Origin of the sequence: Ancylobacter pratisalsi, assembly GCF_010669125.1 — a bacterium.
Lineage (GTDB): Bacteria > Pseudomonadota > Alphaproteobacteria > Rhizobiales > Xanthobacteraceae > Ancylobacter > Ancylobacter pratisalsi.
This window is the reverse complement of record NZ_CP048630.1, coordinates 2,491,143-2,516,393: the sequence shown is the minus strand read 5'-3', so window position 1 is coordinate 2,516,393 and position 25,251 is coordinate 2,491,143. Positions and strand designations below refer to the sequence as shown.

The window sequence follows — 25,251 nt, the reverse complement described above, 5'->3', positions numbered from 1 at the left end:
TTGATAGAATTGAGGGTGTTTTCGGCAGCGCCATTTCAATTCTAGCGAGAGTACAGGCCATGAGCGTTGTCGATGAGCGTAGGCAACAGATGTTTCCGGTGCTCACTCCGGCGCAGATGGAAAACATGTCGCGCTTCGCCAGCGACGTTGAAAGGCGGTTCGAGCCCGGCCAGCCCCTGTTCGAGGTCGGTGATGTTGGCGTCCCGACATGGCTGATCGTCGAGGGTTCGATCGCGATCGTCCGCCGCGACGGTCTCGGCTGTGAGAAGCCGATCGTCGTTCAAGTGGCGGGGCAGTTCACCGGCGAGATCAGCCAGCTCGCCGGGCGCCCCTCGCTTGCCGCCGCCACCGCCGGTCCCGGGGGCTGTCGCGCGCTGCCCTTCGACGCCGCGCATTTGCGGGCGCTCGCCGTCGGCTCGGCGGAGCTCGGCGAGATGCTGATGCGCGCGTTGATCCTGCGCAGGGTCGGTCTGCTGGAGGGTGACACGGCCGGCTCGGTGCTGATCGGCCAGCCCGGCGAGGTCAACCGGGTGATGATCGAGGGCCTGCTGACGCGAAACGGCTATCCCTTCACCGCCTTCGATTCCAGCGTGGACGAGGAAGGCCGGGCTGTGGTGCAGCGGCTCGGCGTCCTGCCCGACGAATTGCCGTTGCTGGTGTCCCCGACCGGCAAGGTGCTCAAGCGCCCCACCATCGCCGAGGTCGCCACCTGCCTTGGCATGCTGCCGGAACTCAAGCCCGACGCGCTTTACGACGTCGCAATTGTGGGGGCTGGCCCCGCCGGCCTCGCGACGGCTGTCTATGCGGCCTCGGAGGGCCTGTCGGTGCTGGTGCTGGACCAGCGCGCCATGGGCGGGCAGGCCGGGGCCTCCGCGCGGATCGAGAATTATCTCGGCTTTCCTACCGGCATCTCCGGGCTGGCGCTGGCGGCCCGTGTTTACCATCAGGAGCAGAAATTTGGTGCCGAACTCGCGATGCCTCTGGAAGGCCGATCATCTCTCGGGCGATACGCGAGACGGCCAGCCCTCCCGGCTGCATCTCTCCAATGACGGAACGGTGCGTGCCCGCGCGGTGGTGATCGCGACCGGGCCCGCTATCGGCGCCCGGATATCGCCAACCTCGCGGATTTCGAAGGCTCAGGTGTCGCCTATTGGGCGTCTCCCGTGGAGGCCAAGCTGTGCGCGGAGCAGGAGGTGGTGCTGGTGGGCGGAGGCAACTCGGCAGGGCAGGCCGTGGCCTTTCTGGCGCCAAAGGTCGCCCATCTCCATCTTGTCGTTCGTGGCGATGGTCTCGCCGCGTCGATGTCGCGTTACCTCATTGATCGCATCGCCTCCTTTCCGAACGTCACCATCCACACCCGCACCGAGGACGACGCCCTCGCGGGCAACCGCGAGAGCGGTCTGACCGCCGTGACCTGCCGGAACCGCGACACCGGGCAGACGCTGCCGCTGCCTGCGAAGCATCTGTTTCTCTTCATCGGTGCCGATACCAATTCGGCATGGCTCGGCGGATACGTGGCGGTGGATCGCCAGGGCTTCGTACTGACGGGGCAGGAGGCGGGCGCACGAGACGCCGGCGCGCAGGGTGGTGCGGTGCGCCTGCCGCTGGAGACCAGTCGTCACGGTGTCTTCGCTATTGGCGATGTGCGCGCCGGCTCCACCAAGCGCGTCGCGGCGGCGGTGGGAGAGGGGGCGGCCGTGGTCGCCCAGATTCACGCCCATCTGGCACGCTGAACCCGCGCTGTGAACGCGCGGACATCGTTCCGCGCGTCTGGCGCCGCCCGGTCGACCAAGCCAGGCGGCGTGGCGGTTTTCTCCGCCGGGGTTCACCGTCCGTGGGACTCGTCGTTGTGGCCGGATCCATAGAGAAATCAGGCGCGCCGCTCGGTTTCGTCGATCCAGTTTCGATCAAGCTGGCGCTGGCGACGTCGCCCATGCTCGTCGCAGAGCGCATGGGTGGCACGCAGAAAGCCGGCGAGTTAAAGTTTGTCACTGCCCAGTTCGGCCAGCATGTCCTGCGCGGTGAAGAAGTCGGCGTCGGTATCGGCAAGCCGCGACAGCCGGGCAATATGGCCGACCGAACGCAGCGTGACGCCACCGAGCTTGCGGGCGCGTTCGGCCGTCGGTCATGGCGAAAATCTGCTTGTCCTGCTCGTCGAGCATCAGGCGATAGTCGCCGAAATGCGGGCCAGAGAGATGCCAGTGGAAGTGCTTCGTCTTGACATAGAGCGTGAACACATCGGTCAGCAGAGTGGTCAGGGTGGCGGCAATGTCGTTCACCGCGTTCGACGGCAGCGAAGTGGGTGTGGCGAGCGGCGCGAGGCAGCGGGTCTTGAGGGTCTCAACATCCACACCGGTCGCCATAGGGTGGGGGTGGATCGGTGATTTCCAGGCATGGCGGGGCTGAGCATGTGCCGCAGGACGGCATGCTTCTCTTCGGCTCGAACGGTTTGTCGGCGTGATCGGCTTATTCCGTACGAGGATGCAGCCGGCCGCGGGAGCCCTACGGCGCCTGGGAGGGGTTCTTGAGTGCCTCGAAGACTAAGCTCATTATGGCGTCGCCGTCGAAGGGCTTTGCGAGGAAGCCGACGGCTCTCACCTCCTGCGCCCGCCGTCGAACCTGCTCTTCGGGAAAGGCGGTCATGAAAATCACCGGCAGTGCGGCGCCGCGCGCGCGTAGCACCTCATGCAGTTCGAGGCCGCCCATGTTCGGCATCTGAACGTCGGTGATCAAGCAATCGGTGTCAGGTAGGGTCGATGAGTTAAGAAAAGATTCCGCCGAAGCAAATATATTAGTCCTGAAGCCGAAAGATCGCATGAGGCTTTCTGTGGCCAAGCGAACCGATTCGTCATCGTCGACGATTGCAATAATCGGAACCTGGGACACAACGCTATTCCTTATCGCGGGCGGTGCGCGCATCGGCGTGCTACAACGACAATGCTACGGAAACGCATAATTTAAAATTATACGGAGGTTTGGATTTTAAGATTTTGTGACGCGTCGCGTCGGTCGCGGCACGCGAGGAGCCGGGCGCGGGCGCCTGATCCGATGCTGTTAAGCCGCCTCCCGCCTCAATACGAGCGGTTTCAAGGCAATGGATTCTGCCGGGCCACAATGGCCGAACCGCTTCGTTGGAGAAGCTGATGACTCCTGCTCACATCGCTTGCGAGCGAAGAAGCAGGTGCACGCCCGGTTCTAGCCTTGCTTCGATGATTTCCGCGCCGATTGCCTGCTGCTCCATCGCCGCGTGGAGGGCGGCATCATGATGGCTGCTCACGGTTTTCTCAACCTCAGCCTCCAGTGAGGTTGCCGCCAACTACCTCTACGGCAAGGATGATGCGCTCGAGGATGCCGTTCAAACCGTGCAGGGAGCATATGCGCAATGCGTCTCGGCTCTTCGGGCCGACCCCGATATCGTGGACTATTCCGGCGCGATTGCTTGCATGGCTCTGGGAGCCTCGCTCGTACGTCTGCTTTTGGGAACTCGCCCGAACTGCGTGAATGTCGGAAATGGCGGCGCGAAGCGGACGTTCGCAACGGCAAGTCCAGATGGCGCTTGGGAGCATTTCCGCCCCCTCTCCTGTTTCAATCACATGGCGCGTTCTGTTCCCCATGTTCCCCAACGCGAAAATCCGTGGGGAACAGGAATTCCCATTTTGGATCAAACTTGTACCCCGTGTTCCCCTTGTTCCTCCGAAATTCCGATGACATCTGCAACTTCCTCGGCCTGAGGTTCAGCCTGATCCGCCTTGGCGGTCTCGCCTGCACAGTAGGAAGCCCACGCCTCCATGAGTTTGCGCCTCTTTTCCAATGCATCCCCTCGGCGATAGGCGCGCTCGACCTCATCACCCACCGTGTGGGCCAATGCAGCCTCGGCAACCTCCCGCGGGAAAGCGGTCTCTTCGCCAACCCAGTCGCGGAAGGCCGAGCGGAAACCATGCACGGTGTAATCGCAATCCATCCGGCGCAGCTGCATATCGAAGGCCATGACCGACAAAGGCTTCGAGTTTCGAGCGCCAGGGAAGACAAAGGCATCGATATCGGAGCCCGGCAGCTTCATTCCAGCCAGCAGGGTAGTCGCACGAACCGAGAGCGGCACTCTATGTTCACGCCCCGCCTTCATACGATGAGCTGGGACCGTCCATATCTGCGCTTTCAGATCGACTTCTCCCCATCGCGCCTCTCTTGCCTCGCCGGAGCGGGAGGCGGTCAGGATCAGGAATTCAAGAGCCCGAGCCGTCACGCCCTCACTATCTTGAAGGGTTGCGATAAACGCTGACACCTCTGAATAGGGCATGGCGGCATGATGGCCACGTTGGAGCTTCTGGCGTTTAGGCAGGAGGCTATCGAGATGACCGCGCCATAGGGCCGGATTCTCTCCTGAACGCAGGCCCTTCGCCCTGGCGGCATCCAGCACCCGCTCGATCCGGCCACGAAGACGGGAGGCTGTCTCTGCCTTCTTTGTCCAGATGGGTTCAAGAACGGCGAGCAGATCCTCGGTCGTGATTGCGTCCACGGGCTTGGAGCGTATCGACGAACAATAGGTGGGGCCGAGCGTCATCCGCCACTGATCGAGATGCTTGGCATTCCGGAAGCCGGCGGCAATGCTCTCAATCAGATTGTCGGCCACCTGCCCGAAGGTAGGCTTTTCTGCCCGCGCCTTCCGAGCAGCCTCGGCGGCACGACGCTCTTCCAATGGGTTCTTGCCAGCATCGATGATCTTGCGAGCGTCGACAGCCTTCTGACGGGCGTCGGCCAATGTTACGTCGCGTACGGAGCCCAGCCCGACCTCGGAACGTCTTCCGTCCCGTTTGAACATGAAGAGCCAGGACTTGGCTCCGGTTGAAGTGACCTGAAGGTAGAGGCCATCACCATCGGAATGGCGGCCCGGATCGGTGATCGAGGCGACCGCTCGGGCGGACAGTTTCTTGGTTGCCTTGGCCATATCTACCCCACCATCTACCCCACCCATCAACCGTCATTCTAGCGAACGGCGATGAACCTTGGCAGCAAGTCGGCGGGAAATATCCCTATATCTCAATGGCTTTTCGAACTTCAGGGAACAGTAGCGATGCATAGTATTTCGGACGCTCCCTCCGCCATTTCAGTCCGAAACCGGGCACGCCTAGAGCTGCCGATTTCCCTTGTGAAACGGCCGTAAGGGTGCAGAGCAGGCCTCCCTTCGATCCGATGATACGGACGTCCTTCGCTCCGACCTCCACGCGCTGAGCCAAGGCGCGCAGATGATTGCGCCGAGAGCCGCCGCCTTCCATGCACCTGCGCCTGCGGGGCATATATGCTTGCGGGCGATTTCGGCGACATACGTCGCCATGGCCGGCGTGAGGGCACTTTGCATGAGGTGGCGAGGGATGACCGGGCGCGGGCGAGATAAGCCCGCCAATCCGCTCTTTCCGTGCCCGATCCGCGATATCGGCGACGCGCGATTCGATGGCGTCGTGGAGCCGGCGCAGCCTCTGGCCGTGTGATCTCAGGCAGAGACACGTCCCTTACGTCATGCCGAACGGTGCGATCGGCGTGTGCCCGATGACGTGGATCGCCAGCGAGTACCCGCATCGACCCGTCGACCCGTCGACCCGTCGACCCGTCCAAGGATCGCGATCAGATCCCGCGCGCGCGCCGGATCGCCTTGTCAGCACAGAAATAAATCCTCGGCGGGCTTGGCAGCACGCCCAACTGGTTTCAGGTTGTCCACTGGCCACGACAATGATCGAGGGCCCAATGAATGTGGGGAAACATCCATGAACGAGGACAACGCCATCACGCCGCCGGGCGGACCAGGCGGCCCGGCGCGCTGGACATCAAGTGCCAAGGTGGGCGTCGGCACCGCGCTTACGGCAGCAAGCCGTGTGTGGTTCACACTCAGCCACGGCATCCTCAATGAGATCTACTATCCGCGCGTCGACACCGCCTGCACGCGCGATTTCGGCTTCCTCGTCACCTCCGCGAACGGTTATTTCGCCGAGGAGAAGCGAGACGCCGACCATGAAGTGGGCGTGCTTGAGCACGGCGTGCCGGCCTATCACCTGCTCAATACCGCACGGGACGGGCGCTGGCGCATCCAGAAGCAGATCATCACCGATACACGCCGGGAGTCCCTGCTTCAGCAGATCACATTCGAAGCGCTGATCGGCGACATTTCCGACTATCGGCTGTTTGCACTGCTCGCGCCCCATCTCGTCAATGCCGGTGCTGACAACTCCGCCTGGGTCGGCGATTACAAGGGCACGCCGATGCTGTTCGGCGCCGGCCGGCGGGGCATTTCGCTCGCGCTCGCCTGCTCGGTGCCCTGGAAGGCGCGCTCCGTGGGCTATGTCGGCGCGTCGGATGGATGGCGTCAACTCAGCGAGAATGGCTGCCTCGACGAGCGCTACCAGCGTGCCGAACACGGCAACGTCGCGCTCAGCGCGGAGATCGACCTTTCCGCCTGCGAGGGCACGATGCTGATCGCGCTGGGCTTTGGCGCCCGCCCGGAGGAAGCCGGGTTTCGCGCCGTCTCCAGCCTGAATGACGGTTTCGAGCAGCTGCGCCGGAACTATGTCCAGGGCTGGCGCGCCTGGCAGGGCACGCTGCTGCCGCTCGACCACCCGCAGAACCGATCCAACATCAACACCTACCGCGCCAGCACCATCGTGCTCGCAACCCACCAGCCCAATTCTGTCCCTGGCGCCATCATCGCCAGTCTCTCGATACCGTGGGGCTTCAACAAGGGCGACGAGGACTTGGGAGGGTACCATCTCGTCTGGCCGCGCGACCTGGTCGAGAATGCCGGCGGGCTGCTCGCGGCCGGCGCGATCGACGACGCCAAGTCGGTGCTTGGCTATTTGCGGGCGATCCAGGAGGGGGACGGCCACTGGTCGCAGAATGTCTGGCTGGACGGCTCCGCCTATTGGGGCGGCGTGCAGATGGACGAATGCGCCTTCCCCATTCTGCTCACCGACATGATACGGCGCGGCGGCCATTTCGCCCATGGCGAGCTGGACTCCTACATGGATATGGTCGAGCGCGCCGCCACCTTCATCCTTCGCAACGGCCCTGTAACGGGCCAGGATCGCTGGGAGGAGGATGCGGGCTACTCTCCGTTCACGCTGGCCGTTGAAATCGCTGCCCTGCTTGCTGCCGCCGACATGATGGACATCATCGGACGCCGGGAGCAGGCCGTGTATCTGCGTGAAACCGCCGACTCATGGAACGATTCAGTCGAGCGATGGACCTTCGCCACCGACACCGAGCTGGCGGAAAAGCTCGGCGTCGAGGGCTACTATGTGCGGATCGCCCCGGTCGAGACCTCCGACGCGGCTTCCCCGCTGGACGGCTTCGTCCCGGTGAAGAACCGCCCGCCGGCCGATACCGACCAGCCGGCGGCGCAGCTCATCAGCCCGGACGCGCTCGCCCTGGTGCGCTTCGGCCTCAGGGCACCGGACGATCCACGTATACGGTGCACCATCAAGGCGATCGATGCGCTGCTGAAAGTGGAGCTCCCGCAAGGGCCGCTCTGGTATCGCTACAATGGCGACGGCTATGGCGAGCATGACGATGGCGCGCCCTTCGACGGCACCGGCATCGGCCGGGCCTGGCCCTTGCTCACCGGCGAAAGGGCACATTACGAGATCGCCGCCGGCAATCTGGCCCGCGCGGAGCAGCTTCTCGTCACGTTGGAGGATTCGGCCGGGCCCGGCGGGCTATTGCCCGAACAGGTCTGGGACGGCGACGACATTCCCGAGCGCGAACTGTTCAAGGGTCGGCCGTCGGGGAGTGCCATGCCGTTGGTGTGGGCTCATTCCGAGCACATCAAGCTGATGCGCTCGCTGCGCGACGGCAAGGTGTTCGACATGCCCCCACAGACAGTCCAGCGCTACCTGGCCGACAAGGTGACCTCGCCACGCCGTATCTGGCGCTTCAACCAGAAGCTCCGCTCGATTCCCACCGGCCTGTCGCTACGTATCGAGCTTCCCGCGCCCGCGCGCATCCACTGGTCGCCCGACGGCTGGGCCACCACGCACGACACGACCACATCCGCCAACGCCTTCGGCCTGCACATTGCCGACCTGCCCACGGCGGCCACGGCACATGGCAAGCATCTGCGTTTCACCTTCTACTGGCCCGAGGCGGACCGTTGGGAAGGCACGGATTTCGCGGTGACCATCGATGGCGACGGCACCATGTTCCACGGCAGCCAGGATCCGAACGCACCCGACGCCAGCCGGCGCGTCGCAGAACCCGCCGAAACGGCGAAGTGAGAGAGTAAATCCGATGAGTAGCAAAGCGGCAGGCATTCTTGCGGTCGACGTTGGCGGAACCGGGCTGAAAGCCGCGGTGATCGACGATGAAGGCGTGATGATCTCGGAACGCGAGCGCGTCGACACGCCCCATCCCTGCCCACCACAGGTTCTGCTCGACATCTATGCCGGAATGGCGGCGAAGCTACCGGCGTTCAATCGCATTGCCATCGGCTTTCCCGGCGTGGTCCGCCACGGCTCGGTTCTGACCGCTCCCAATCTGGGCACGGAGGCCTGGGCCGGTTTCGCACTGGCAGAGGGCATGTCGAAACGGCTCGGCGGCCACCCTGCCCGGCTGATCAACGACGCCGAGATGCAGGGACTGGGGATCGTTTCCGGGAAGGGGCTGGAAATGGTGCTCACCCTCGGTACCGGCGCCGGCACGGCGCTGTTTCGCGACGGGCAGTTGATGCCGCATATGGAGCTGGCCCACCACCCGGTGCATGAAGGCCTGACCTATGACGAATATCTTGGTGTCGCCGCCTATGAAGCGCACGGCAAGAAGCACTGGAACCGGCACGTCGCGCACGTCATCGAACTGCTCTATGTGCTGCTCCATTACGACCGGCTCTATCTCGGCGGCGGCAACTCCAAGCATGTCGAGATCGACCTGCCGGACAGGGTCATCATCGCCTCGAACGACGCCGGGCTGACAGGCGGCGCGAAGCTCTGGCGCGGAGGCTGATCGCCCGAACCGGCCAAGGTTCTGAACCGTCTCGCCGGCGGGCCTGCCCCCGGGCTCAAGCTCCCGACGTCGAAACCGCGCCGGGGGCGGCGCCATCCTTCCGTGCCGGAAAGCCGACCGCTGGCGTCGCGCCGCCGGCAGGGCTCATTCGGGCGGAGCAACGATCACCGGGCCGATCACCAGCTCTTCAATGGTAAATCGCTCCACTCGGCCCGGAAGGTAGAAGACGTCCGATATGAGGTCGTGCTCGGCAACCGTCCAGTGCGGATCATCCCCCCTGCGCTGAACCCACACGAAGCGCGCGATCGCCTGTCCCGTGCTTTCGCCGCTTCGCATCGCCTCTATTCCGGCGGCCATCTCCGGCGTCACGCCGCCGGCCTGCAGAAGGGCGGCGAGCTGGGCGGCCACGCCCTCCGGGATGGCTTTCGCGCCTGTGCTCCACCGGCGCGCGGTGCGAAGGTCGACGCCCATCAGCTTGGCGAGACTCGCGGGCGTGTATCCAAGCTTTCCGAGCGCGTCCTGGAATTCTTCGGCTGTCATCTGTCGGCGTGCCCACAAGTGTGGCGCAGGGGCGCTGCCGGCGCCGATCGGGCAGAAACCCGCATCGGGCAGCCTTGCCATGTAAGCGGACAGGCGGGCGTTGTCCCGATCACGGCAACGTCCCGGTCAGAACATAGCGAAGGATCTGAACGACCTGCTCGGGGCGCTCGGCGACAGCGAGAGCCGCGGCATCGATCTCTTTCAGCGGGTGCTGATGCTCGGGCCCGTGCAGCACAATGAGCGACTTTCCCAATGCCGAGGCCATGCCCGCATCGAAGGCCGCGTTCCATTGCCGGTATTTGTCACCGAAGCGGACGACCACCACATCGGCCTGGCCGATCCCGCGCCGGGTCCGGATCGCATTGAGCTGGGCGCCCTTGTGGTCATGCCAGAGCTTGTTTTCCTCCGCCCCGAGGATGGCGACGCCGCAATCGTCACTCGCCTCGTGATCGGTTACCGGGCTGTCAAAGGTGATATCGAGATCGCGTGCACCTTCGATGATCTGCTCGCGCCAATCGGTGTGGATCTCGCCGGACAGATAGACCCGCAGCGTCATGATGCTCCCTCCTGCTGAACCATGGCGCAATAGCAGGACAGAGGCGGAGTGGCTACGTCGTCGACCCGTGCCATGCAAGACGCAGGTCGGCCGAAACTGCCGAAAACCTTTGCAAGCACAGGCCCTTGAGGCTGGCGCTATGCGCCTGCCACCTTGCGATCGAGGAAGTCGTGAATGAGCGGGAAAACCTCGTCCGCCTTGTCCTCGAGCACGAAATGACCAGTGTCGAGAAGGTGGAACTCCACATCGCGGAGATCCCGCTTGTAGGGATGCGCGCCGGGTTCGGGAAAGATGAAATCGTTCTTGCCCCAGACCAGAAGCGCGGGCGGCTGCTTGTCCCGAAGCCAGGCCTGCACCCGCGGGTAGAGCGGAAGGTTCGTTCTGTAATCGTACAGCATATCCATCTGGATATCGGCATTGCCGGGCCTGTCGAGCAGCGGCTGGTCGTGTGTCCAGTTGTCCGGTGAAATCCGCGTCTTGTCCGATACGCCATCCGTATACTGGAAAATGGTGGTCTCCAGACTGATCAGGCCAAGCAGCTTGTCGCGGCTCGCCTTGGCCCCATCGGCCCAGTGGACCTTGATGGGATCCCAGAACTCCTTCAACCCCTCGTCATAGGCATTGCCGTTCTGGATGATCAGCCCGGTGATCGCGTCGGGATGCTTCAGCGCCAGCCGCCAGCCGACGGGCGCGCCATAGTCCATCACATACATTGCGTAGCGCGCGATCCCCAGCTGATGCAGCAGGCCGTCCACCAGTTCGCCGGCCCGATCGAAGGTGTACGAGAACGAGGCACGGTCGGGCGCATCGCTCTGGCCATAGCCGGGATAGTCCGGCGCGATGACATGATAGCGGTCTGCCAGATACGGGATCAGATTGCGGAACATGTGGGACGAGGTCGGAAACCCGTGCAGAAGCAGCACCACCGGACCGTCCTTCGGGCCGGCCTCGCGATAGAAAATCTTCACGCCATCGACGGTTGCGGTGCGATGATGCGTCACCGGATATGCGGATGTGAGGCCCATGGACGGCTCCTGCGAATGGCGGTTGGAAGTGGTTGAAACCGTTCGGTATCGACACCGAAGGATGAGGCATGCGAGGCCGCCGGGGCGAACCCCGGCATCGCTTTCGAAGGCGTCATCTGCAGTGAGCCTTCGGAAAGTCGAAGTTGATGGCATGTGTATTTCTTGAAGAGGAAGCTATATCCTTGCGCGGCGCTCGGTAAATCAACGATTCCGAGAAGGTTGATTGCTCTTTTTGGGAAGATGGCCGGTGGACAAGTTCAGCGCTATGGCGGTTTTGCTGAAGGTCGTCGAAGCCGGCACATTGTCGGCCGCCGCCAAGCAGATGGACGTTCCCCTGGCCACGGTCAGCCGACGGATCGCCGAGCTCGAAGCTCATCTGAAAACACGCATGCTCAATCGGTCGAGCCGCCATCTCAGCCTGACTGAAGCAGGACGGCTGTATGTCGAGGCCTGCCGGCGCATCCTTGAACAGGTCGAGGAAGCGGAACGCGCGGCGATGGGCGTTCATCGGGACCCGAAGGGCCGCTTGACCGTCACCGCCCCGATCGTGTTCGGGCGCCTCCATATGGTCCCGATCATAGCCGGCTTTCTAAACCAGTATCCCGACATAGACGTGAAGCTTGTCCTCGCCGACCGCCTGCTGGACCTTCTGGAATCGGACGTCGATGTCGCGCTGCGGATCGGTGAGCTGGGCGAAAGCAGTCTGATCGCCTCAAGCGTTGGCAGCGTAAGACGGGTCACCTGCGCCAGTCCCTCCTATCTCGCGGCCCATGGCCGGCCGCAGCAGCCGGAGGCGTTGCGCGATCATGCCTGCGTCACCTTCGACAATCTCTCCTCGCCCGAGGCCTGGCGCTTTTCGTCACCCACGGGCGACGTGATGGTGCCGATCCATTCGAGATTGACGGTAACGACGGCAGAGGCAGCCATCGCTGGCGCCGTCGCCGGCCTGGGGCTCACCCGGCTCCTGTCCTACCAGATCACCGAAGCGCGGCTTGCCGGAGCGCTGGAACTCGTCCTTGAGGATTACGAACTCGCCGCATGGCCGGTCAGCCTCGTCTATGCCGGGCAGCAGTTGCTGCCCCGGAAGGTTCGGGCCTTTCTCGACTTCGCGGCGCCGCGGCTGAGAGATCGGCTGCGGGAAGAAACGGCGACGTTCGCATCCGGGCGCGACCTCGGCACGACCCGCTGAGCGCGGGCTTGGCGAACGCAGGCTTGGGAACATCGCCAGCCCAATGGCCCGCGTGTCACCACCGCTGGACGATCTCCTCGTCTTTGCTTTTACTGGAAGGATGGTTCTCAACTTGCCGGGTTATGCGGCGGGCCGGAAAGCGGCATTGTCGGGGACACGCGAAGGCTGGCGGCTCTCGCCTCGTGCTGCCCCCGTGTGACATCAAACCGGAAGAAAGGCGGCCCTGCCGACGGGTCGCACAGAGGTCATCATGCCCTACGGCTTCCTCGACATTGCGGTAACGCCCAGTGTTCGGAATGTGCAGGCCGAGATGGGGGTGGACCATCTGTGGAAGGACTTCAAGGGCAGCCGCGCATCCGACCGCTTTACCGAAGACGAGGCGATGTTCATCGCCGCCCGCGACAGCTTCTACATGGCCAGCGTCTCGGAAACCGGCTGGCCCTATGTTCAGCACCGCGGTGGCCCGCGCGGCTTTCTGAAGATGATCGATGAGCGCACCCTGGCCTTTGCCGACTACCGGGGCAATCTTCAGTACATCAGCGCCGGCAATTTAGCCGCGGACAGCCGGGCCTGCCTGTTCCTCGTCGACTATCCTCATCGGGCGCGCCTGAAGATCTATGCCCATGTCGACATCCTGTCGCTCGACGCCGACCCGGCGCTGACGGAACGCATCACCCCGAAGGGCTACCGGGCCAAGCTGGAGCGTATCTTCAGGCTGCGCCTCGACGCTTTCGACTGGAACTGCCCCCAGCACATCACGCCGCGCTTCACCGAGCCTGAAATTGCCGAGGCGGTGCGTCCGCTTCGCGAACGGGTATCTCAGCTCGAAGCGGAAAATGCCGCGCTGCGCGCGCGCCTCGGCATCACGGGGAGCGGCGACGGAACGTCCTGATGCGTCCCGTCACGCGCGAACTTCCGTCCAAGGTCGCGGAAGGTGGCCTCGATGCGTGAGAAGCATCACCTGCGTCAGTACCCGTCGCGGCGTCTCAACGGGGCGCCAGCTCCACCGCCGCACCGATCACGCACGGCACGTCTCAAGCGGACGCCAACAGCTCTGGATACCGTTCCAGCCATTGGTATTGCAGCTTGTTTTCCACCGTTTCGGCAAACTGGGCGCGCAAGGCGGAAACAGCCGCGGCGGGTTCGACGCCCGCCTCGATCAGATGCATCGCCGCGACAACGCCGCTGCGACCCGCACCATGGTGGCAGCACACGCCCACCGCCTGTCCATCGGCGAAGATCCTTTGGCGGAGCGGCGCCAGCCGGCGCCAGGCACGCAGGAAAGAGGCGCCGGGAACCGAATAATCCTGGATCGGCAGGGCAAGCGCCCGCACTCTCCGGGCCCGTGAGGCTTCACGCACATAGGCGACGGCTCCTTCCGGCAACTCGTCCGCCTGCGCGAGAATGAGGAGAAGCCGCAACCCGGCCGTCACGGCGACATCCAGTGTCGCCTCAAGCCGTTCAGGATTGAGCCAGGCGCGCCCGCGCGGATCGGTATCAAGGCCGGGAAAGCCCATGGTAATGACACGCCCGCCACCGGGGCGGGCACAGATCGCGCGCACCGAGCTGGCGTCGCTTTCGTCGGGGAATCCCATTGGGCAGGCGTCCTGTCGCGTGGTTGCGCGCCCCACTTGTCCATGGGGCGCGCAGGAATCCGTGGCACTCTTAAGGATGGCGATCAGCGGATCGGGTACGGGTACATCTGGCCGCCATCGGCCGACTGGGCGTTGGGGGTCTGTTTGCGGTCGAGGCCGAACGGCGTGTCGACACCGAGGTGACGGTTGAACACCTCGCCATAGGAGCCAACCTGCTTGACGACCTGATAGGCCCAATCCTTCGGCAGACCGAGCTTGGCGGCCATGTCCGTCGTGGCCGAGTCGGTGCCGAACATGCGCTTCACGGCCGGCGGCTGCTGATCGAGATCGGCCACGATCTCATCGATATTGGCCGAGGTGACGCCGTAGCTGTCCGCGTTCAGCATGACCTGGAAGCTCCAGAACAGCGCCGCTTCAAAAGCCTGGTCGGGGCGCGCCACAAGTGTCAGCGGCTCATTGGAGATCACCTCGGGAAGGATGACGTAATCCGCCGGGTTGGGCGCCAGCTGGCGGTCGGCGGTGAGCGCGGTCACGTCGGAGGCATAGACATCGCACTTGCCGGAAAAGAACGCTTGGAGACGTGCCGTCTTGTCGGCGATGTTCTCGACACGGTAGGTCAAGCCCTCCGCGCCGAACCAGTCGGCGATATTGAGAAGCGTGGTCGAGCCGTCCTCGGCGCAGACGCTGGCCCCGTTGAGTTCGCGGGCACTGCTGACACCCAGCTTCTTCGACACCATGAAGCCCTGGCCATCGAAGAACGTGGTCACGACGAAGGCCATGCCCTCGTCCGCGTCGCGGGTGCCGGTGCGGGTGATCGAGCGCGAGGCCATATGCGCGCCGCCAGCGACGATGGTCTTCATCGAGTCGGAAAAGCCGACACCCCGGATGTCCGCCTTGCCGGCATCACCAAGGATTGCGGCCGCGGCCATGCGGCAGAAATCGGCGTTGAAACCTTGGAAGACGCCCTTGCTGTCCGGAACCGAAAAGCCCGGCGCGCTCGGGCTGACCAGGCAAACCACGCTGTTCGTCGCCTTGATGTCGTCCATGACCGGTCCGGCGACGGCGGGCGCCGCGGCAAGGACGAGGAAGACGGAGATGAGGGGCATCACGGGCTTGGAAAGGGACATCGGCTTCTCCTGAGGGGCTGAATAACGGAAGCACTGTATACTTGTATACTTCTTTACTTTCGTGACAGTTTCAACCGCCTTGCGCGCCTTGCCGGCGATGCAATTCGCGCCCGACCCAGGACAGGAAGGCGCAGGACACCAGAAACCACGCTCCGACAAAGGCATAGGCCTCGAACGCGAAGCCTCCCCAGCCGGGTTCGCTGAAGGCCATTCGCGCGGTCGACGTCAGGTCGTGAATGCCCAGCACGACGACGAGCGAGGTGTCCTTGTAGGCACCGATTACCGAGTTCACCAAGGCGGGCAGACTGCGCGACAGCGCCTGCGGCAACAGCACAAGACGCATCATCTGCCCCCAGGACAGACCAAGCGAACGCGCGGCCTCATCCTGGCTGCCGGGCAGGGATTGCAGTCCCCCGCGCACATCCTCGGCGAAGTAGGAGGCATGGAAGAAGATCAGCGCGACCAATGTGGCCAGCACCGGACTGATGACGGTGCCGGGTGGAAGCGTCAGGGGCAGGACGAAGACCCCTACGAACAGCACCGTCACCATCGGGATGCCGCGCATGGTCTCGATGTAGACGACGGCGGCCCTGCGCAGGACCGGCCACCGGCTTTGATACCGCAGAACCGCCAGCATCACTCCCAACGGAAGGGACAGCGCGATGGCGATGACCGACAGGATCAGCAGCACCGGCATGCCGTTCCAGCGCGAGATGTCCACCGGCGCCAGTCCTGCCCAGCCCCCGCCCATCAGCACGAACACCAGAGGGATCATCACCAGCCAGGCAGCGATCAGCACTCTCGGGCGAATGAAACTGAGCCTTCCGGTGATGCGCAGGCCCACCAGTCCCGACAACGCCAGCAGTAGCGCAGAGACCAGCGCCGGCCGCCAGTGTTCGGAATAGGGGTAGGTGCCGAAGAGCATGAACCGGCTCTTTTCGACATAGAACCGCCAGCACGCTCCATGCGCGTCGGCGCAGATCGCCATCGGGTGCGCCGGCGAGATAGCCGAAAGCACGGTCCAATCGAGTACCCGCCACAACACCCAAAGCCCGAGCGCCGCGCTGAGGGCCGACACCAGGGCAGTGACCGGCGTACCGGCCCATTTGCGCAACCGTTCCCGGCGCTGTCCGGGGGGTCGCGCCGCGCCCATCATGGCGCCGTCCTCGCGGTCCGCGCCTGAAGCCTGTCGTTCACGCGGTTCATCAGCGACGACGCCAGAAGGCACAGGCCGAGATAAAGCCCCATGGTAACCAGCATCATTTCCAGCGGGCGGAAGGTCTGGTTGATGATCGTGCCGCTGACCGACATCAGGTCGGAATAACCCACCGCTATGGCGATCGACGTGTTCTTGATCAGGTTGACATACTGGTTGATCATCGGCGGGATCACGGTCCGCAAGACCAACGGCAGCACCACAAGGCGCGTCACCTGTCCGGACGTCAGCCCGAGGGCGCGGGCCGCCTCGACCTGACCCGCCGGCACGGCGAGAATGCCGCCACGCACGACTTCGCAGATCTGCGCGCCGTGGTAGAGCCCAAGCGTCAGCAGCACCACGATGAACTGCACCGAGAGCCGCATGCCGCCCACATAGTCAAAGCGTTCCAGCCTCGGCAGGCTGAGCGTCAGCGGCACATCGGCGAGAAGGGCAAAGCCGAGCGGCCCGCCGACGATCAAGGCCAACACCACGGGCACGACGGGCCATTCGCGCCCGGTATCGCGTTTGATCCGCGCAGCCTTGCGCGTCCACCAAAGCGCCGCGAGCGCCGACGCGGCCAGAGGCAGGATCAGCCAGATCTGGCTCGGGTCGGGCAGGACCGTGGGCAGATAGATCGAGCGGTTCGACAGATGCGCCGGTCCCAGCGACAGCGCCGCCCGCACCGGCGGAAGGCCGCGCACCGCGACCACGTAGAGCACCAGCAATACGAGGATTTTGGGAAGGTTGCGGAACAGTTCGACGTAGAGCAACGCGACCGCACGGCCCGGCGGGCTCGGAGTGACGCTGACCAGCCCCATCACGACCCCCAGCACCGTAGCCAGGGCCAGAGACGCAAGCGCAAGGAAGACTGTATTGAGAAGCCCCGCGAAGATCACTCGCGCATAGGTGTCGCCCGCAGTATACGGAATCAGACTTTCACTGAGATCGAAACCGGCCGCCTGCGCCATGAAACCATAGCCCGGCGTCAATCCAGCGGCATGCATGTTGAGAATGACGTTGACGCCAAGAAGCCCCAGCCCGGCAGCAACCAGCCCGACGACGGCTATTCCCAGCCAGTCGGGGCGGACACGCGCGAGAGGGGGACGGCAATCTTGCAAGGTGTTCGCCCTTCGGGTAGCTTACCCTGCATACGTGTATACATGTCGCACGTCAACAAAATGACGGACCGCTGACAACAGGCGAAGGACCGCGATGACGTCGTTCTCCCCGCGACCACGGGCTGATGAGATCGCGGATGCCATCCGCAAGCGTATCTGCCTGCAACCGCTCGACGAGCAGGCCATGCTGCTCGAAGGCACGCTGGCCGTCGAATTCGGCGTGTCGCGCACGCCAGTCCGGCAGGCGCTGCAGAGGCTGGCCTATGAGGGATTGATCGAGGTTCGGACCGGCGTCGGCTCGATCTCGAACCCGATTGATCTGACGGCGCGCAGGATGCACTTCGCCGTGCATTGCGGGCTGTTGCGGCTCGTCGCCGCCCTGCCCGACGCACCTTTGCCGCTGGAGGTGAAAGGGCGACTTGCAGGACTGGCGCAGCACATCCGGCAAGGTGAGGCGGTCGACAAGGCCGACGCCTTTGACCTGTTCGCGGAACTGAACGCGACCTTGTCGCGGCTGATCCCCGATACGGTCATCGCGGACGCCCACCTTGTCAGCGGCTGGCGGGTCGTGCGCTGGTCGCTGGCCGGTATGGGCCATGAGGAAGGCCAGCCGATCGAAAGCCTGGCCCGCCTTTGCCTCGCCGCGAAGGAAAAGGCCGCTACAGGGCGTGCGGCATTGTTCCATCTGGCCGCCGACCTCTTCGACATCGAGGCCGCCACTCAGTCAGCATGAGCGCCGCGGGTGCCGATCCGGTCTCCGGACGACACTGATGTGATCGCGCGCGCCCGTCTTGGGTCTGCGTCTCCTCACCATGCCTCCACCCCCAACCGCCAGGCGGCGGTCGGGGGCTTTCGGCGAGGATCAGAGCAGATCGAAGCGATCGAGGTTCATCACCTTGGTCCAGGCCGCGACGAAGTCGTTCACGAACTTCGCCTGCGCATCGGAGCTGGCATACACCTCGGCCAGAGCACGCAGCACCGAGTTCGAGCCGAACACGAGATCGACACGGGTGCCCGTCCACCTGGGCGCGCCGGTCTTGCGGTCATGGCCCTCATAGACGTCCTTGGCCTCGGCGGAAGCCTTCCACTGCGTACCCATATCCAGCAGATTGACGAAGAAGTCGTTCGTCAGCGCGCCGGGACGCTCGGTGAGTATGCCATGGGCGGAACCGCCGGCGTTGATGTTGATCGCACGCAGGCCACCGATCAGAACGGTCAGCTCGGGCGCGGTCAGGGTCAGCAGCTGCGCCTTGTCGATCAGCGCCACTTCCGCTGGCACCTTCGACGCCGCACTCTGATAGTTGCGGAAGCCATCGGCCGTCGGCTCCATCACCTCGAAGGAGTGAACATCGGTCTCGTCCTGTGAGGCATCGGTGCGCCCCGGCGAGAACGGCACGGACACATCGTGACCGGCAGCCTTCGCCGCCTGCTCGATGCCGGCATTGCCGGCGAGCACGATCAGGTCGGCGAGCGAGACCTTCTTGACGCCACCGGCGCCCAGATTGAACTCGGACTGGATGCCCGCCAGAAGCGCAAGCACCCTGGCCAGCTGCTGAGGCTGGTTGACCTCCCAGTCCTTCTGCGGGGCAAGGCGAACACGCGCGCCGTTGGCGCCGCCGCGCTTGTCGCCGCCACGGAAGGTGGAAGCCGAAGCCCAGGCGGTGCCGACCAGTTCGGACACCGTCAGGCCGGAGGCCAGCACCTTCGCCTTAAGCGCCGCGGCGTCGGCATCGTCGATCAGCGCGTGATCAACCGTCGGAACCGGGTCCTGCCAGATCAGCACTTCCCGGGGCACTTCCGGACCCAGATAGCGGGCGCGCGGACCCAGATCACGATGGGTCAGCTTGAACCAGGCGCGGGCGAAGGCCTCAGCGAAGGCCTGCGGGTTCTCGAGGAAGCGGCGCGAAATCTTCTCATAGACCGGGTCGAACCGCAGGGTCAGATCGGTCGTCAGCATGGTCGGCTTGCGCTTCTTGGTCGGATCATGCGCGTCGGGGATAACCGCCTCGGCGTCCTTGGCCTCCCACTGGATGGCGCCTGCAGGGCTGCGGGTCTGCACCCATTCAAACCCGAACAGGTTCTCGAAGAAGAAGTTGCTCCACTGCGCCGGCGTCTGCGTCCAGGTCACTTCAAGGCCGCTGCCGATGGCGTCGGCACCGCTGCCAGTGCCGAAATTGCTGGTCCAGCCAAGGCCCTGTGCTTCCAGCCCGGCGGCTTCCGGCTCGGCGCCCTTGTGGGATTCGGGCGCGGCACCATGGGTCTTGCCGAAGGTGTGGCCGCCGCCGATCAGCGCGACGGTTTCCTCGTCGTTCATCGCCATGCGGGCGAAGGTCTCACGGATGAAGGCGGCCGCCGCCAGCGGATCGCCGCTGGCATTCGGGCCTTCCGGATTGACATAGATGAGGCCCATCTCGGTGGCGCTCAGCGGGGCGTCGAACTTGTCGAGAGAGCGGTGCGTCAGCCAGCTGGTCTCGGAACCCCAGTTCACGTCGAGATCCGGCTCCCAGGTGTCCTCGCGCCCGCCGCCGAAGCCGAAGGTGCGGAAGCCCATGGTCTCCAGCGCGACGTTGCCGGTCAGAATCATCAGATCGGCCCAGGAGATCTTCTGGCCGTACTTCTGCTTGATCGGCCACAGCAGGCGGCGCGACTTGTCGATGTTCACATTGTCCGGCCAGCTGTTCAGCGGCGCAAAGCGCTGCTGGCCGCGACCGCCACCGCCACGACCATCGGCCAGGCGATAGGTGCCGGCGGAATGCCAGGCCATGCGGACGAACTGCGGGCCGTAATTGCCGAAATCAGCCGGCCACCAGTCCTGCGAGTCCCGCATCAGCTTGCGCAGGTCGCTCTTCAGCGCCTCGTAGTCGAGCTTCTTGAATTCCTCGCGATAGTTGAACGTCTTGTCCAGCGGATCGGATTTGGACGAGTGCTGGTTCAGCAGGTCGACCCGCAACTGGTTCGGCCACCAGTCCCGGTTCTGGGTGCCGCTGGTGCCGTGAGCGACCGGGCATTTACCCGTGCTGCCGTCAGTCGTCTCGCTCATGCTGTTCTCCGATCAAGACTGTGGTCGTTGCGCTGCTTAACTGGACGAACCGGGGCCGGCACGGGAACCAGATCCCATTGCCGTGGCCAGCTCGGAATTGCCGTGCCGAGAGCAGAAGAGCCAACATACGCCACCGTCCTTGTTCACCATAATACCCGTCAGCGGGCACAAGGGAGGCGAGGCGGCGGCGAATATCGGCCATTCCTGATCGGCCCCAAGGCTCATATCAAGTTTCCCTCATTAGATTAATTCCGATTTGCTGATTGGAACGATAAGCTCCTCTTATGAAAAATCTGACATTGAAGCAGTTTCGCTACTTCGAGGCCTTGGCGCGGCATGGACATTTCAGGCGCGCGGCGGAGGCGTGCGGCATCTCCCAACCGGCATTGTCGATGCAGATCAAGGAGTTGGAAGCGGAGGTCGGCATCGAGCTGTTCGAGCGCAGCTCGCGCCAGGTCCGCCTGACCGGCTTCGGCGAGGAGTTCGCGTTGCGTATTCGCGCCATTCTGCGTTCTGTCGACGAGTTGAACGATCTGGCGCGGGCGTCGCAGGATCGGCTGGTCGGGCGGCTGCGCATCGGCGTGATCCCCACCGTCGCGCCCTATCTGCTGCCGACGCTGCTCGGCAATCTGAGCCGCCGGTACAAGGGGCTCGACATTCACGTGCGCGAGACGCAGACGCCCCGGCTTATCCAAGAGCTGGAAGAAGGCCGGCTCGACGCGGCGATCGTCGCCCTGCCCGTCTCGGAATCGGCACTCACCGAGATCACCCTGCTGGAGGAGAGCTTCGTGCTGGTTCGGCCCGGCCACGATGAAGGCAAGCCGGTGCCCAGCCCCGAAGCGCTTCGCGAAATGAGGTTGCTGCTGCTGGAAGAAGGGCACTGCTTTCGCGACCAGGCCCTTTCATTCTGCAATATCGACATGCGCGCGACACCCGCGCGCGACTTTCTGGATGCGAGCTCCCTCTCCACGCTGGTGCAGATGGTCGATGCCAGCATCGGCATCACCCTGATCCCGGAAATGGCCGTTGCGCTGGAAACCCGCTCGGCGTCGGTTTCCGTCGTGCGCTTCAAAGACCCCGAACCCTCGCGCACCATCGGAATGGTCTGGCGCAAGACAAGTCCGCTGGCGAAGCAGCTCATCCAGATATCCGAGGCGGTCCGCCACGCGGCCGATGTCATGCGCGAACAACACGGCGCGTCATCCCCCAGGGAAGGCGCACCGGGTTGACACGGCATGCCTGCGTACGCCCGAGGAACGCTCGGTCCGCACCATCGCGCGCCGCCGTCGCCAGTGGACCTGGCGGCGAGACGCGAAAAGGCGGCGCGCGGAGTTCAGCCGCGCGCCGCCTCGCTCGCAAGCCCCGGTGCTCAGATCATCTGGCCGCCGGAAACCTCGATCCGCTGCGCCGTGACCCAACGGTTGTCATCGCGAAGAAGGCTCGCCACCATCGGCCCGATGTCGTCGGGAACGCCCACGCGGCCAAGCGCCGTCATCGCGGCGAAATGCTTGTTCATCTCGGGATTGTCGCGCACCACGCCGCCGCCGAAATCCGTCTCGATCGCACCGGGCGCCACCGTGTTCACCGTAATGCCGCGCGCGCCAAATTCCTTGGCCATGTAGACGCTCATCACCTCGACAGCCCCCTTGGCCGCCGCATAGGCGGCAAATCCCGGACTGGCAAAGCGCGTCAGGCCCGTGGAGAAATTCACGATTCGACCGCCATCGGCGATGATGGGCAAAAGCGCCTGGACGAGGAAGAAAACGCCCTTCACATGCACGTCGAAGAGCCCGTCGAACTGCGCTTCGGTGGTCTCGCTGATCGGGGCGAATTCTCCGTGGCCCGCATTGTTGATCAGATGATCGAATGTCTCGCGCCCCCAGGTCTCGCGTAGAGCCTCGCGCAGCACCCCGGCAAAGGCGGGGAAATCGGCGGACTTCGAGACATCAAGCTGCAAAGCGATGGCCTTGCGGCCGAGGGCGCGAATGTCAGCAACCACCTCCTGAGCCTGCGCCTCGTTGCCTCGATAGGTGACGATCACATCGCCGCCACGCTGGGCGATGCTGAGCGCGGTGTTGCGGCCGAGGCCGCGATTGGCCCCTGTCACCAGCGTGATCTTGGTCATGTCTGTTCCTTCCGTCCAAAGAGATGAGCGAAAGATGGGACAGGAAGAGCGATGTGGGTTGCCAATTCCTCGCAACGAATTGCCTGTTTCTCTGAAATTTCACGCGCCGAAGTACACAAGAGATTGCTTCAGCTCGAAAAAACTCGTTACGCCCTTGCCTGTTCTGGGACAACCGCTTGCCTGAAAGATCGGGAAGGCTCATCATTCGAAGATGATGGATGCTCTCCTCGATAATGTGCGCCGCCATGCCGACGCACATGCTGACCGGTTCGGCGCGGCCCAGACGCCGATACCGGGCCTCACCCTCATCCGCGCCACCGCCCCAAGTCCCTTGCAGGTCATGGTCTACCGTCCCCTGGTGGCGATGATTCTCCAGGGCAGGAAGCGCGTGACCATCGCGGGAGACACCATCGAATTCGGCCCCGGTGAATCGCTGCTGGTTTCAGCGGATGTGCCGACGGTCAGCCAGATCGTTCAGGCCAGCCCCGCGCACCCCTATTATTCGCTGGTTCTGGAACTCGACCCCGCCATCCTGCGCGATCTGTCGATGGAGATGGCCGGCGTATCGGCGGACAGCGCCGGCGCGGCGCAGGTCGCACCGACGGATGCGGATGTGGCCGATGCCGCGGCGCGCCTGATGCGGCTGGTCGAGCGCCCAACGGCGCTGCCGGTTCTGCGCGATCCCTCGCTGCGCGAGATGCATTACTGGCTGCTGGCCGGCCGACATGGCGCCGCGATCCGCGCCCTCGGCATCACCGACAGCCACGCCCAGCGCATCGCCCGCGCCGTCGCGGTCATTCGGCGGGACTTCGCTGAACCGCTCCGGGTCGAGGAACTGGCGGAGGTTTCAGGCATGAGCCTGTCGTCCTTCCACCAGCATTTTCGCGCCATCACGACGCTGTCGCCGCTCCAGTTCCAGAAGCAGCTGCGCCTGATCGAAGCACGGCGGATGATGCTGGCCGAAGGGGCCGACATCCGTTCTGCGGCCTGGGCGGTCGGGTATGAAAGCGTGCCGCAGTTCACCCGCGAATATGGCCGGCTTTTCGGAACGCCTCCCGCACGCGACATAAGGCAGGCGCGGCTTTGCGCCTGAGCGGGGTTGCCCGACCGGCCCGCTGTGACACCCTTCGCGCGCCCCGCTCGCGGACACTTAAGCGCTCATGACACCGGCGGCCTCATCCGCTTGCCGTACGCGCGCCGGATCGCCCGCTTTTCAGGCTCCCGGCGGACCGATGAGGGACGACCTCACCATTTAGCTGGTACTTACAAAAGCCCGTGGCGGGGTCTAGAGACTCTGCCGCCGCGGCGATCCGCGACAAGATGATGCTGCGGTCTCCATTTGCCGAACAAGAGGACATTGCCATGCCGGACGCCACCACCCTCATCGAACTCGATGAACGCATCGCCATCGCGCGCAGCAACCTGTCGGAACTGACCGAACAGGCGGCGGCCTATTCCGGCGCGGCGGACGAGGATCGCGCCGCCAGTCGCATCGCGGAACAGCAGGCGCAGCTGGACGAGCTCCTGAAGCAGCGCGAGAAGCTGGCACGGTGAGCCGCGCCTAGTCTGACAGGGCACCGGCCGGCACACGCCGGCCGATTGCTCCCGAGCATCACGCGCCTTCCTCTACCGGCGCCTGACCCGGCGGCGCAATGCCGGGCGGTTGAGCCTTCACCTCCCTGTCGCGCCAGATTATTGGATGGTTCCGGAAACGGACGGCGGTACGGCTGTCGCCCAACGGCGAAGAGCAGGGGGTCAACGACCCGAACCCCGAGCCTCTGTTCGCCCAGGGCGCGGAGATACTCGAAGGTATCGGCATCGCCTTTCTGGAGCTGCGCGAGCCCGGACCGGCCCGCACGCGCCCCGATGATCCGCAATATCTTCAAGGCACCGCTGGTGCTCAACTCCGACTCTGACGCTCAAAAGGCGCAGGCGGCCCTCGACGAGGGGCGTGCCGATGCGATCACGGTCACCCCCGCTCCGCGCCGGCATCGTCCCCCGTCCGCGTCCGCGTCCGCTGCAGGAACTCGATCAGCGAAACGCTGGCGCCGAGAATGTGCTCCCGGGTGAGCCGCGCGGCCTCGTCCGCGTCACGACGGATGCAGGCATCCAGGATGCCCTCGTGCTCGCGTCGGGCCCTTTCCATGCCGGACGTCAGCACGAGCTGCGCGCGCAGGTAGCGATCCACCCGATCCAGCGCCGCGCTGATGGTCTGAAGGTAATAGGGCCGTCCGGACGCCTCGTAGAGGCTGTAGTGGAAGCCCCGGTTCAGTTCACCCCAGTGCGATGAATCGGTCTCGGTCGAGAAGGCGTGGGCAAAGCGCTTGGCGTTCTCCAGCCCCTCATCCGAGATGCGCTCGACCGAATAGCGCAGAACCTCCGGCTCCAGCAGCGCGCGGAATTCGAAGATCTCGCGGATCTCGTCGGTGGAGAGCGTCGTAACCACCGCGCCACGGTAGCGCTGCGTCGTCACCAGCCCCTGCTCTTCCAGCCGGGTCAGCGCCTCGCGCACAGGTATCCGGCTGACATTGAACATCCGGGCGATATGGTCCTGCCGCAGGGTCTGGCCTTCGGCGATATCCCCCTTGGCAATCGCCTCGCGCAGCGCATCGAAGATGACGTCCGAGGCAGACGCCATCTGCGCTATGTCCGTTGCCCTAACCTTCACCATTCACCTCCCGAGTGGCGCGACCGGCTTCAAGGCCGATTCGTTGCCAACCAACGCATTGCATACCTTGCCGTTTCCCAGCCTGCGA

22 protein-coding genes, 2 pseudogenes and 1 riboswitch are annotated in these 25,251 nt (G+C 64.3%); of the genes and pseudogenes, 10 read left to right on the top strand and 14 right to left on the bottom strand.

The window, feature by feature from the left end:
- Positions 1-59: 59 nt before the first annotated feature.
- Together G3A50_RS22635 and G3A50_RS22630 are read left to right on the top strand one after the other, a co-directional pair.
- Entirely contained in the window at positions 60-1,049 is a 990-nt protein-coding gene (locus G3A50_RS22635; RefSeq protein ID WP_246251634.1) for an FAD-dependent oxidoreductase, read from the top strand.
- A gap of 54 nt (positions 1,050-1,103) precedes the next feature.
- Positions 1,104-1,733 (top strand): annotated as a pseudogene (locus G3A50_RS22630) (NAD(P)/FAD-dependent oxidoreductase); the annotation flags it as partial.
- A 137-nt stretch (positions 1,734-1,870) separates the two neighbouring features.
- Here the strand turns inward: G3A50_RS22630 and G3A50_RS11830 are convergent.
- The 4 genes and pseudogenes from G3A50_RS11830 to G3A50_RS11820 form a co-directional block, all read right to left on the bottom strand.
- A pseudogene (locus tag G3A50_RS11830) lies at positions 1,871-2,363 on the bottom strand (Dps family protein).
- A 139-nt stretch (positions 2,364-2,502) separates the two neighbouring features.
- Entirely contained in the window at positions 2,503-2,886 is a 384-nt protein-coding gene (locus tag G3A50_RS11825) for a response regulator transcription factor (protein ID WP_246251632.1), read from the bottom strand.
- Between the two features lie 195 nt (positions 2,887-3,081).
- Positions 3,082-3,160, top strand: a riboswitch (Fluoride riboswitch).
- Positions 3,155-3,277: a hypothetical protein gene (locus G3A50_RS22825; protein ID WP_281355807.1), complete on the bottom strand. Its 123-nt coding sequence runs from the start codon at positions 3,275-3,277 to the stop codon at positions 3,155-3,157. Its footprint overlaps the riboswitch before it by 6 nt.
- Positions 3,278-3,661: 384 nt before the next feature.
- The gene (locus tag G3A50_RS11820) at positions 3,662-4,945 is read right to left on the bottom strand and encodes a tyrosine-type recombinase/integrase (RefSeq protein ID WP_163075466.1); all 1,284 of its coding nucleotides are present in this window, start codon (positions 4,943-4,945) and stop codon (positions 3,662-3,664) included.
- A gap of 814 nt (positions 4,946-5,759) precedes the next feature.
- Between G3A50_RS11820 and G3A50_RS11815 the strand changes: the two genes are divergently transcribed.
- Positions 5,760-8,258 (top strand): glucan 1,4-alpha-glucosidase, encoded by a 2,499-nt coding sequence (locus tag G3A50_RS11815; RefSeq protein WP_163075465.1) that lies wholly within the window; start codon positions 5,760-5,762, stop codon positions 8,256-8,258.
- A gap of 13 nt (positions 8,259-8,271) precedes the next feature.
- Positions 8,272-8,982: an ROK family protein gene (locus G3A50_RS11810; RefSeq protein WP_163075464.1), complete on the top strand. Its 711-nt coding sequence runs from the start codon at positions 8,272-8,274 to the stop codon at positions 8,980-8,982.
- A 144-nt stretch (positions 8,983-9,126) separates the two neighbouring features.
- Here the strand turns inward: G3A50_RS11810 and G3A50_RS11805 are convergent, their stop codons facing one another.
- The 3 genes from G3A50_RS11805 to G3A50_RS11795 form a co-directional block, all read right to left on the bottom strand.
- Positions 9,127-9,522 carry a hypothetical protein gene (locus G3A50_RS11805; RefSeq protein ID WP_163075463.1) on the bottom strand — a complete coding sequence of 132 codons (396 nt, stop codon included), beginning with the start codon at positions 9,520-9,522 and terminating at the stop codon, positions 9,127-9,129.
- 109 nt (positions 9,523-9,631) lie between these two features.
- The gene (locus tag G3A50_RS11800) at positions 9,632-10,078 is read right to left on the bottom strand and encodes a YtoQ family protein (RefSeq protein WP_163075462.1); all 447 of its coding nucleotides are present in this window, start codon (positions 10,076-10,078) and stop codon (positions 9,632-9,634) included.
- A 137-nt stretch (positions 10,079-10,215) separates the two neighbouring features.
- Complete coding sequence (locus G3A50_RS11795) at positions 10,216-11,103, bottom strand: alpha/beta fold hydrolase (protein WP_163075461.1); 888 nt, start codon at positions 11,101-11,103, stop codon at positions 10,216-10,218.
- A 247-nt stretch (positions 11,104-11,350) separates the two neighbouring features.
- Here G3A50_RS11795 and G3A50_RS11790 point away from each other — a divergent pair, with 247 nt between their 5' ends.
- Positions 11,351-12,292, top strand: a complete 942-nt coding sequence (locus tag G3A50_RS11790) for a LysR substrate-binding domain-containing protein (protein WP_163075460.1) — start codon at positions 11,351-11,353, stop codon at positions 12,290-12,292.
- A gap of 250 nt (positions 12,293-12,542) precedes the next feature.
- A complete protein-coding gene (locus G3A50_RS11785) occupies positions 12,543-13,184 on the top strand; it encodes a pyridoxamine 5'-phosphate oxidase family protein (protein ID WP_163075459.1) in 642 nt (213 codons plus the stop codon).
- Between the two features lie 142 nt (positions 13,185-13,326).
- On the opposite strand, the gene G3A50_RS11780 is transcribed toward G3A50_RS11785, so the two are convergent.
- The 4 genes from G3A50_RS11780 to G3A50_RS11765 form a co-directional block, all read right to left on the bottom strand.
- On the bottom strand, positions 13,327-13,887 hold the full coding sequence (locus tag G3A50_RS11780; protein WP_163075458.1) for a protein-tyrosine phosphatase family protein: 561 nt from the start codon (positions 13,885-13,887) through the stop codon (positions 13,327-13,329).
- 83 nt (positions 13,888-13,970) lie between these two features.
- The gene (locus G3A50_RS11775) at positions 13,971-15,014 is read right to left on the bottom strand and encodes a type 2 periplasmic-binding domain-containing protein (protein ID WP_163075457.1); all 1,044 of its coding nucleotides are present in this window, start codon (positions 15,012-15,014) and stop codon (positions 13,971-13,973) included.
- A 70-nt stretch (positions 15,015-15,084) separates the two neighbouring features.
- Positions 15,085-16,170, bottom strand: a complete 1,086-nt coding sequence (locus tag G3A50_RS11770) for an amino acid ABC transporter permease (protein ID WP_163075456.1) — start codon at positions 16,168-16,170, stop codon at positions 15,085-15,087.
- A complete protein-coding gene (locus G3A50_RS11765; protein ID WP_163075455.1) occupies positions 16,167-17,330 on the bottom strand; it encodes an amino acid ABC transporter permease in 1,164 nt (387 codons plus the stop codon). Before G3A50_RS11765 ends, G3A50_RS11770 begins: the two co-directional genes overlap by 4 nt.
- 94 nt (positions 17,331-17,424) lie before the next feature.
- Here G3A50_RS11765 and G3A50_RS11760 point away from each other — a divergent pair, with 94 nt between their 5' ends.
- Positions 17,425-18,063 (top strand): GntR family transcriptional regulator, encoded by a 639-nt coding sequence (locus G3A50_RS11760; protein WP_163075454.1) that lies wholly within the window; start codon positions 17,425-17,427, stop codon positions 18,061-18,063.
- 129 nt (positions 18,064-18,192) lie between these two features.
- Here G3A50_RS11760 and katG read toward each other — a convergent pair whose 3' ends face one another.
- On the bottom strand, positions 18,193-20,370 hold the full coding sequence (gene katG / locus G3A50_RS11755; RefSeq protein ID WP_163075453.1) for a catalase/peroxidase HPI: 2,178 nt from the start codon (positions 20,368-20,370) through the stop codon (positions 18,193-18,195).
- A 284-nt stretch (positions 20,371-20,654) separates the two neighbouring features.
- Between katG and G3A50_RS11750 the strand changes: the two genes are divergently transcribed.
- A complete protein-coding gene (locus tag G3A50_RS11750) occupies positions 20,655-21,599 on the top strand; it encodes a LysR substrate-binding domain-containing protein (RefSeq protein ID WP_163075452.1) in 945 nt (314 codons plus the stop codon).
- A gap of 140 nt (positions 21,600-21,739) precedes the next feature.
- Here G3A50_RS11750 and G3A50_RS11745 read toward each other — a convergent pair whose 3' ends face one another.
- Positions 21,740-22,495: an SDR family NAD(P)-dependent oxidoreductase gene (locus G3A50_RS11745; protein WP_163075451.1), complete on the bottom strand. Its 756-nt coding sequence runs from the start codon at positions 22,493-22,495 to the stop codon at positions 21,740-21,742.
- A 214-nt stretch (positions 22,496-22,709) separates the two neighbouring features.
- Here G3A50_RS11745 and G3A50_RS11740 point away from each other — a divergent pair, with 214 nt between their 5' ends.
- Positions 22,710-23,588, top strand: coding sequence for an AraC family transcriptional regulator (locus G3A50_RS11740; protein WP_210255309.1), 879 nt, complete (start codon positions 22,710-22,712; stop codon positions 23,586-23,588).
- A 269-nt stretch (positions 23,589-23,857) separates the two neighbouring features.
- A complete protein-coding gene (locus G3A50_RS11735) occupies positions 23,858-24,049 on the top strand; it encodes a hypothetical protein (RefSeq protein WP_163075449.1) in 192 nt (63 codons plus the stop codon).
- A gap of 415 nt (positions 24,050-24,464) precedes the next feature.
- Here G3A50_RS11735 and G3A50_RS11730 read toward each other — a convergent pair whose 3' ends face one another.
- Positions 24,465-25,133, bottom strand: coding sequence for a GntR family transcriptional regulator (locus G3A50_RS11730; RefSeq protein ID WP_246251630.1), 669 nt, complete (start codon positions 25,131-25,133; stop codon positions 24,465-24,467).
- Positions 25,134-25,251: the final 118 nt, after the last annotated feature.

Excerpts from the sequence above, each read along its gene's own strand:
- G3A50_RS22635 (WP_246251634.1), top strand. The coding sequence starts at position 60 with ATGAGCGTTGTCGATGAGCGTAGGCAACAGATGTTTCCGGTGCTCACT.
- G3A50_RS11820 (WP_163075466.1), bottom strand. The coding sequence starts at position 4,945 with ATGGCCAAGGCAACCAAGAAACTGTCCGCCCGAGCGGTCGCCTCGATC.
- G3A50_RS11815 (WP_163075465.1), top strand. The coding sequence starts at position 5,760 with ATGAACGAGGACAACGCCATCACGCCGCCGGGCGGACCAGGCGGCCCG.
- G3A50_RS11810 (WP_163075464.1), top strand. The coding sequence starts at position 8,272 with ATGAGTAGCAAAGCGGCAGGCATTCTTGCGGTCGACGTTGGCGGAACC.
- G3A50_RS11805 (WP_163075463.1), bottom strand. The coding sequence starts at position 9,522 with ATGACAGCCGAAGAATTCCAGGACGCGCTCGGAAAGCTTGGATACACG.
- G3A50_RS11800 (WP_163075462.1), bottom strand. The coding sequence starts at position 10,078 with ATGACGCTGCGGGTCTATCTGTCCGGCGAGATCCACACCGATTGGCGC.
- G3A50_RS11795 (WP_163075461.1), bottom strand. The coding sequence starts at position 11,103 with ATGGGCCTCACATCCGCATATCCGGTGACGCATCATCGCACCGCAACC.
- G3A50_RS11785 (WP_163075459.1), top strand. The coding sequence starts at position 12,543 with ATGCCCTACGGCTTCCTCGACATTGCGGTAACGCCCAGTGTTCGGAAT.
- G3A50_RS11780 (WP_163075458.1), bottom strand. The coding sequence starts at position 13,887 with ATGGGATTCCCCGACGAAAGCGACGCCAGCTCGGTGCGCGCGATCTGT.
- G3A50_RS11775 (WP_163075457.1), bottom strand. The coding sequence starts at position 15,014 with ATGTCCCTTTCCAAGCCCGTGATGCCCCTCATCTCCGTCTTCCTCGTC.
- G3A50_RS11770 (WP_163075456.1), bottom strand. The coding sequence starts at position 16,170 with ATGATGGGCGCGGCGCGACCCCCCGGACAGCGCCGGGAACGGTTGCGC.
- G3A50_RS11760 (WP_163075454.1), top strand. The coding sequence starts at position 17,425 with ATGACGTCGTTCTCCCCGCGACCACGGGCTGATGAGATCGCGGATGCC.
- katG (WP_163075453.1), bottom strand. The coding sequence starts at position 20,370 with ATGAGCGAGACGACTGACGGCAGCACGGGTAAATGCCCGGTCGCTCAC.
- G3A50_RS11750 (WP_163075452.1), top strand. The coding sequence starts at position 20,655 with ATGAAAAATCTGACATTGAAGCAGTTTCGCTACTTCGAGGCCTTGGCG.
- G3A50_RS11745 (WP_163075451.1), bottom strand. The coding sequence starts at position 22,495 with ATGACCAAGATCACGCTGGTGACAGGGGCCAATCGCGGCCTCGGCCGC.
- G3A50_RS11740 (WP_210255309.1), top strand. The coding sequence starts at position 22,710 with ATGGATGCTCTCCTCGATAATGTGCGCCGCCATGCCGACGCACATGCT.
- G3A50_RS11735 (WP_163075449.1), top strand. The coding sequence starts at position 23,858 with ATGCCGGACGCCACCACCCTCATCGAACTCGATGAACGCATCGCCATC.
- G3A50_RS11730 (WP_246251630.1), bottom strand. The coding sequence starts at position 25,133 with ATGGCGTCTGCCTCGGACGTCATCTTCGATGCGCTGCGCGAGGCGATT.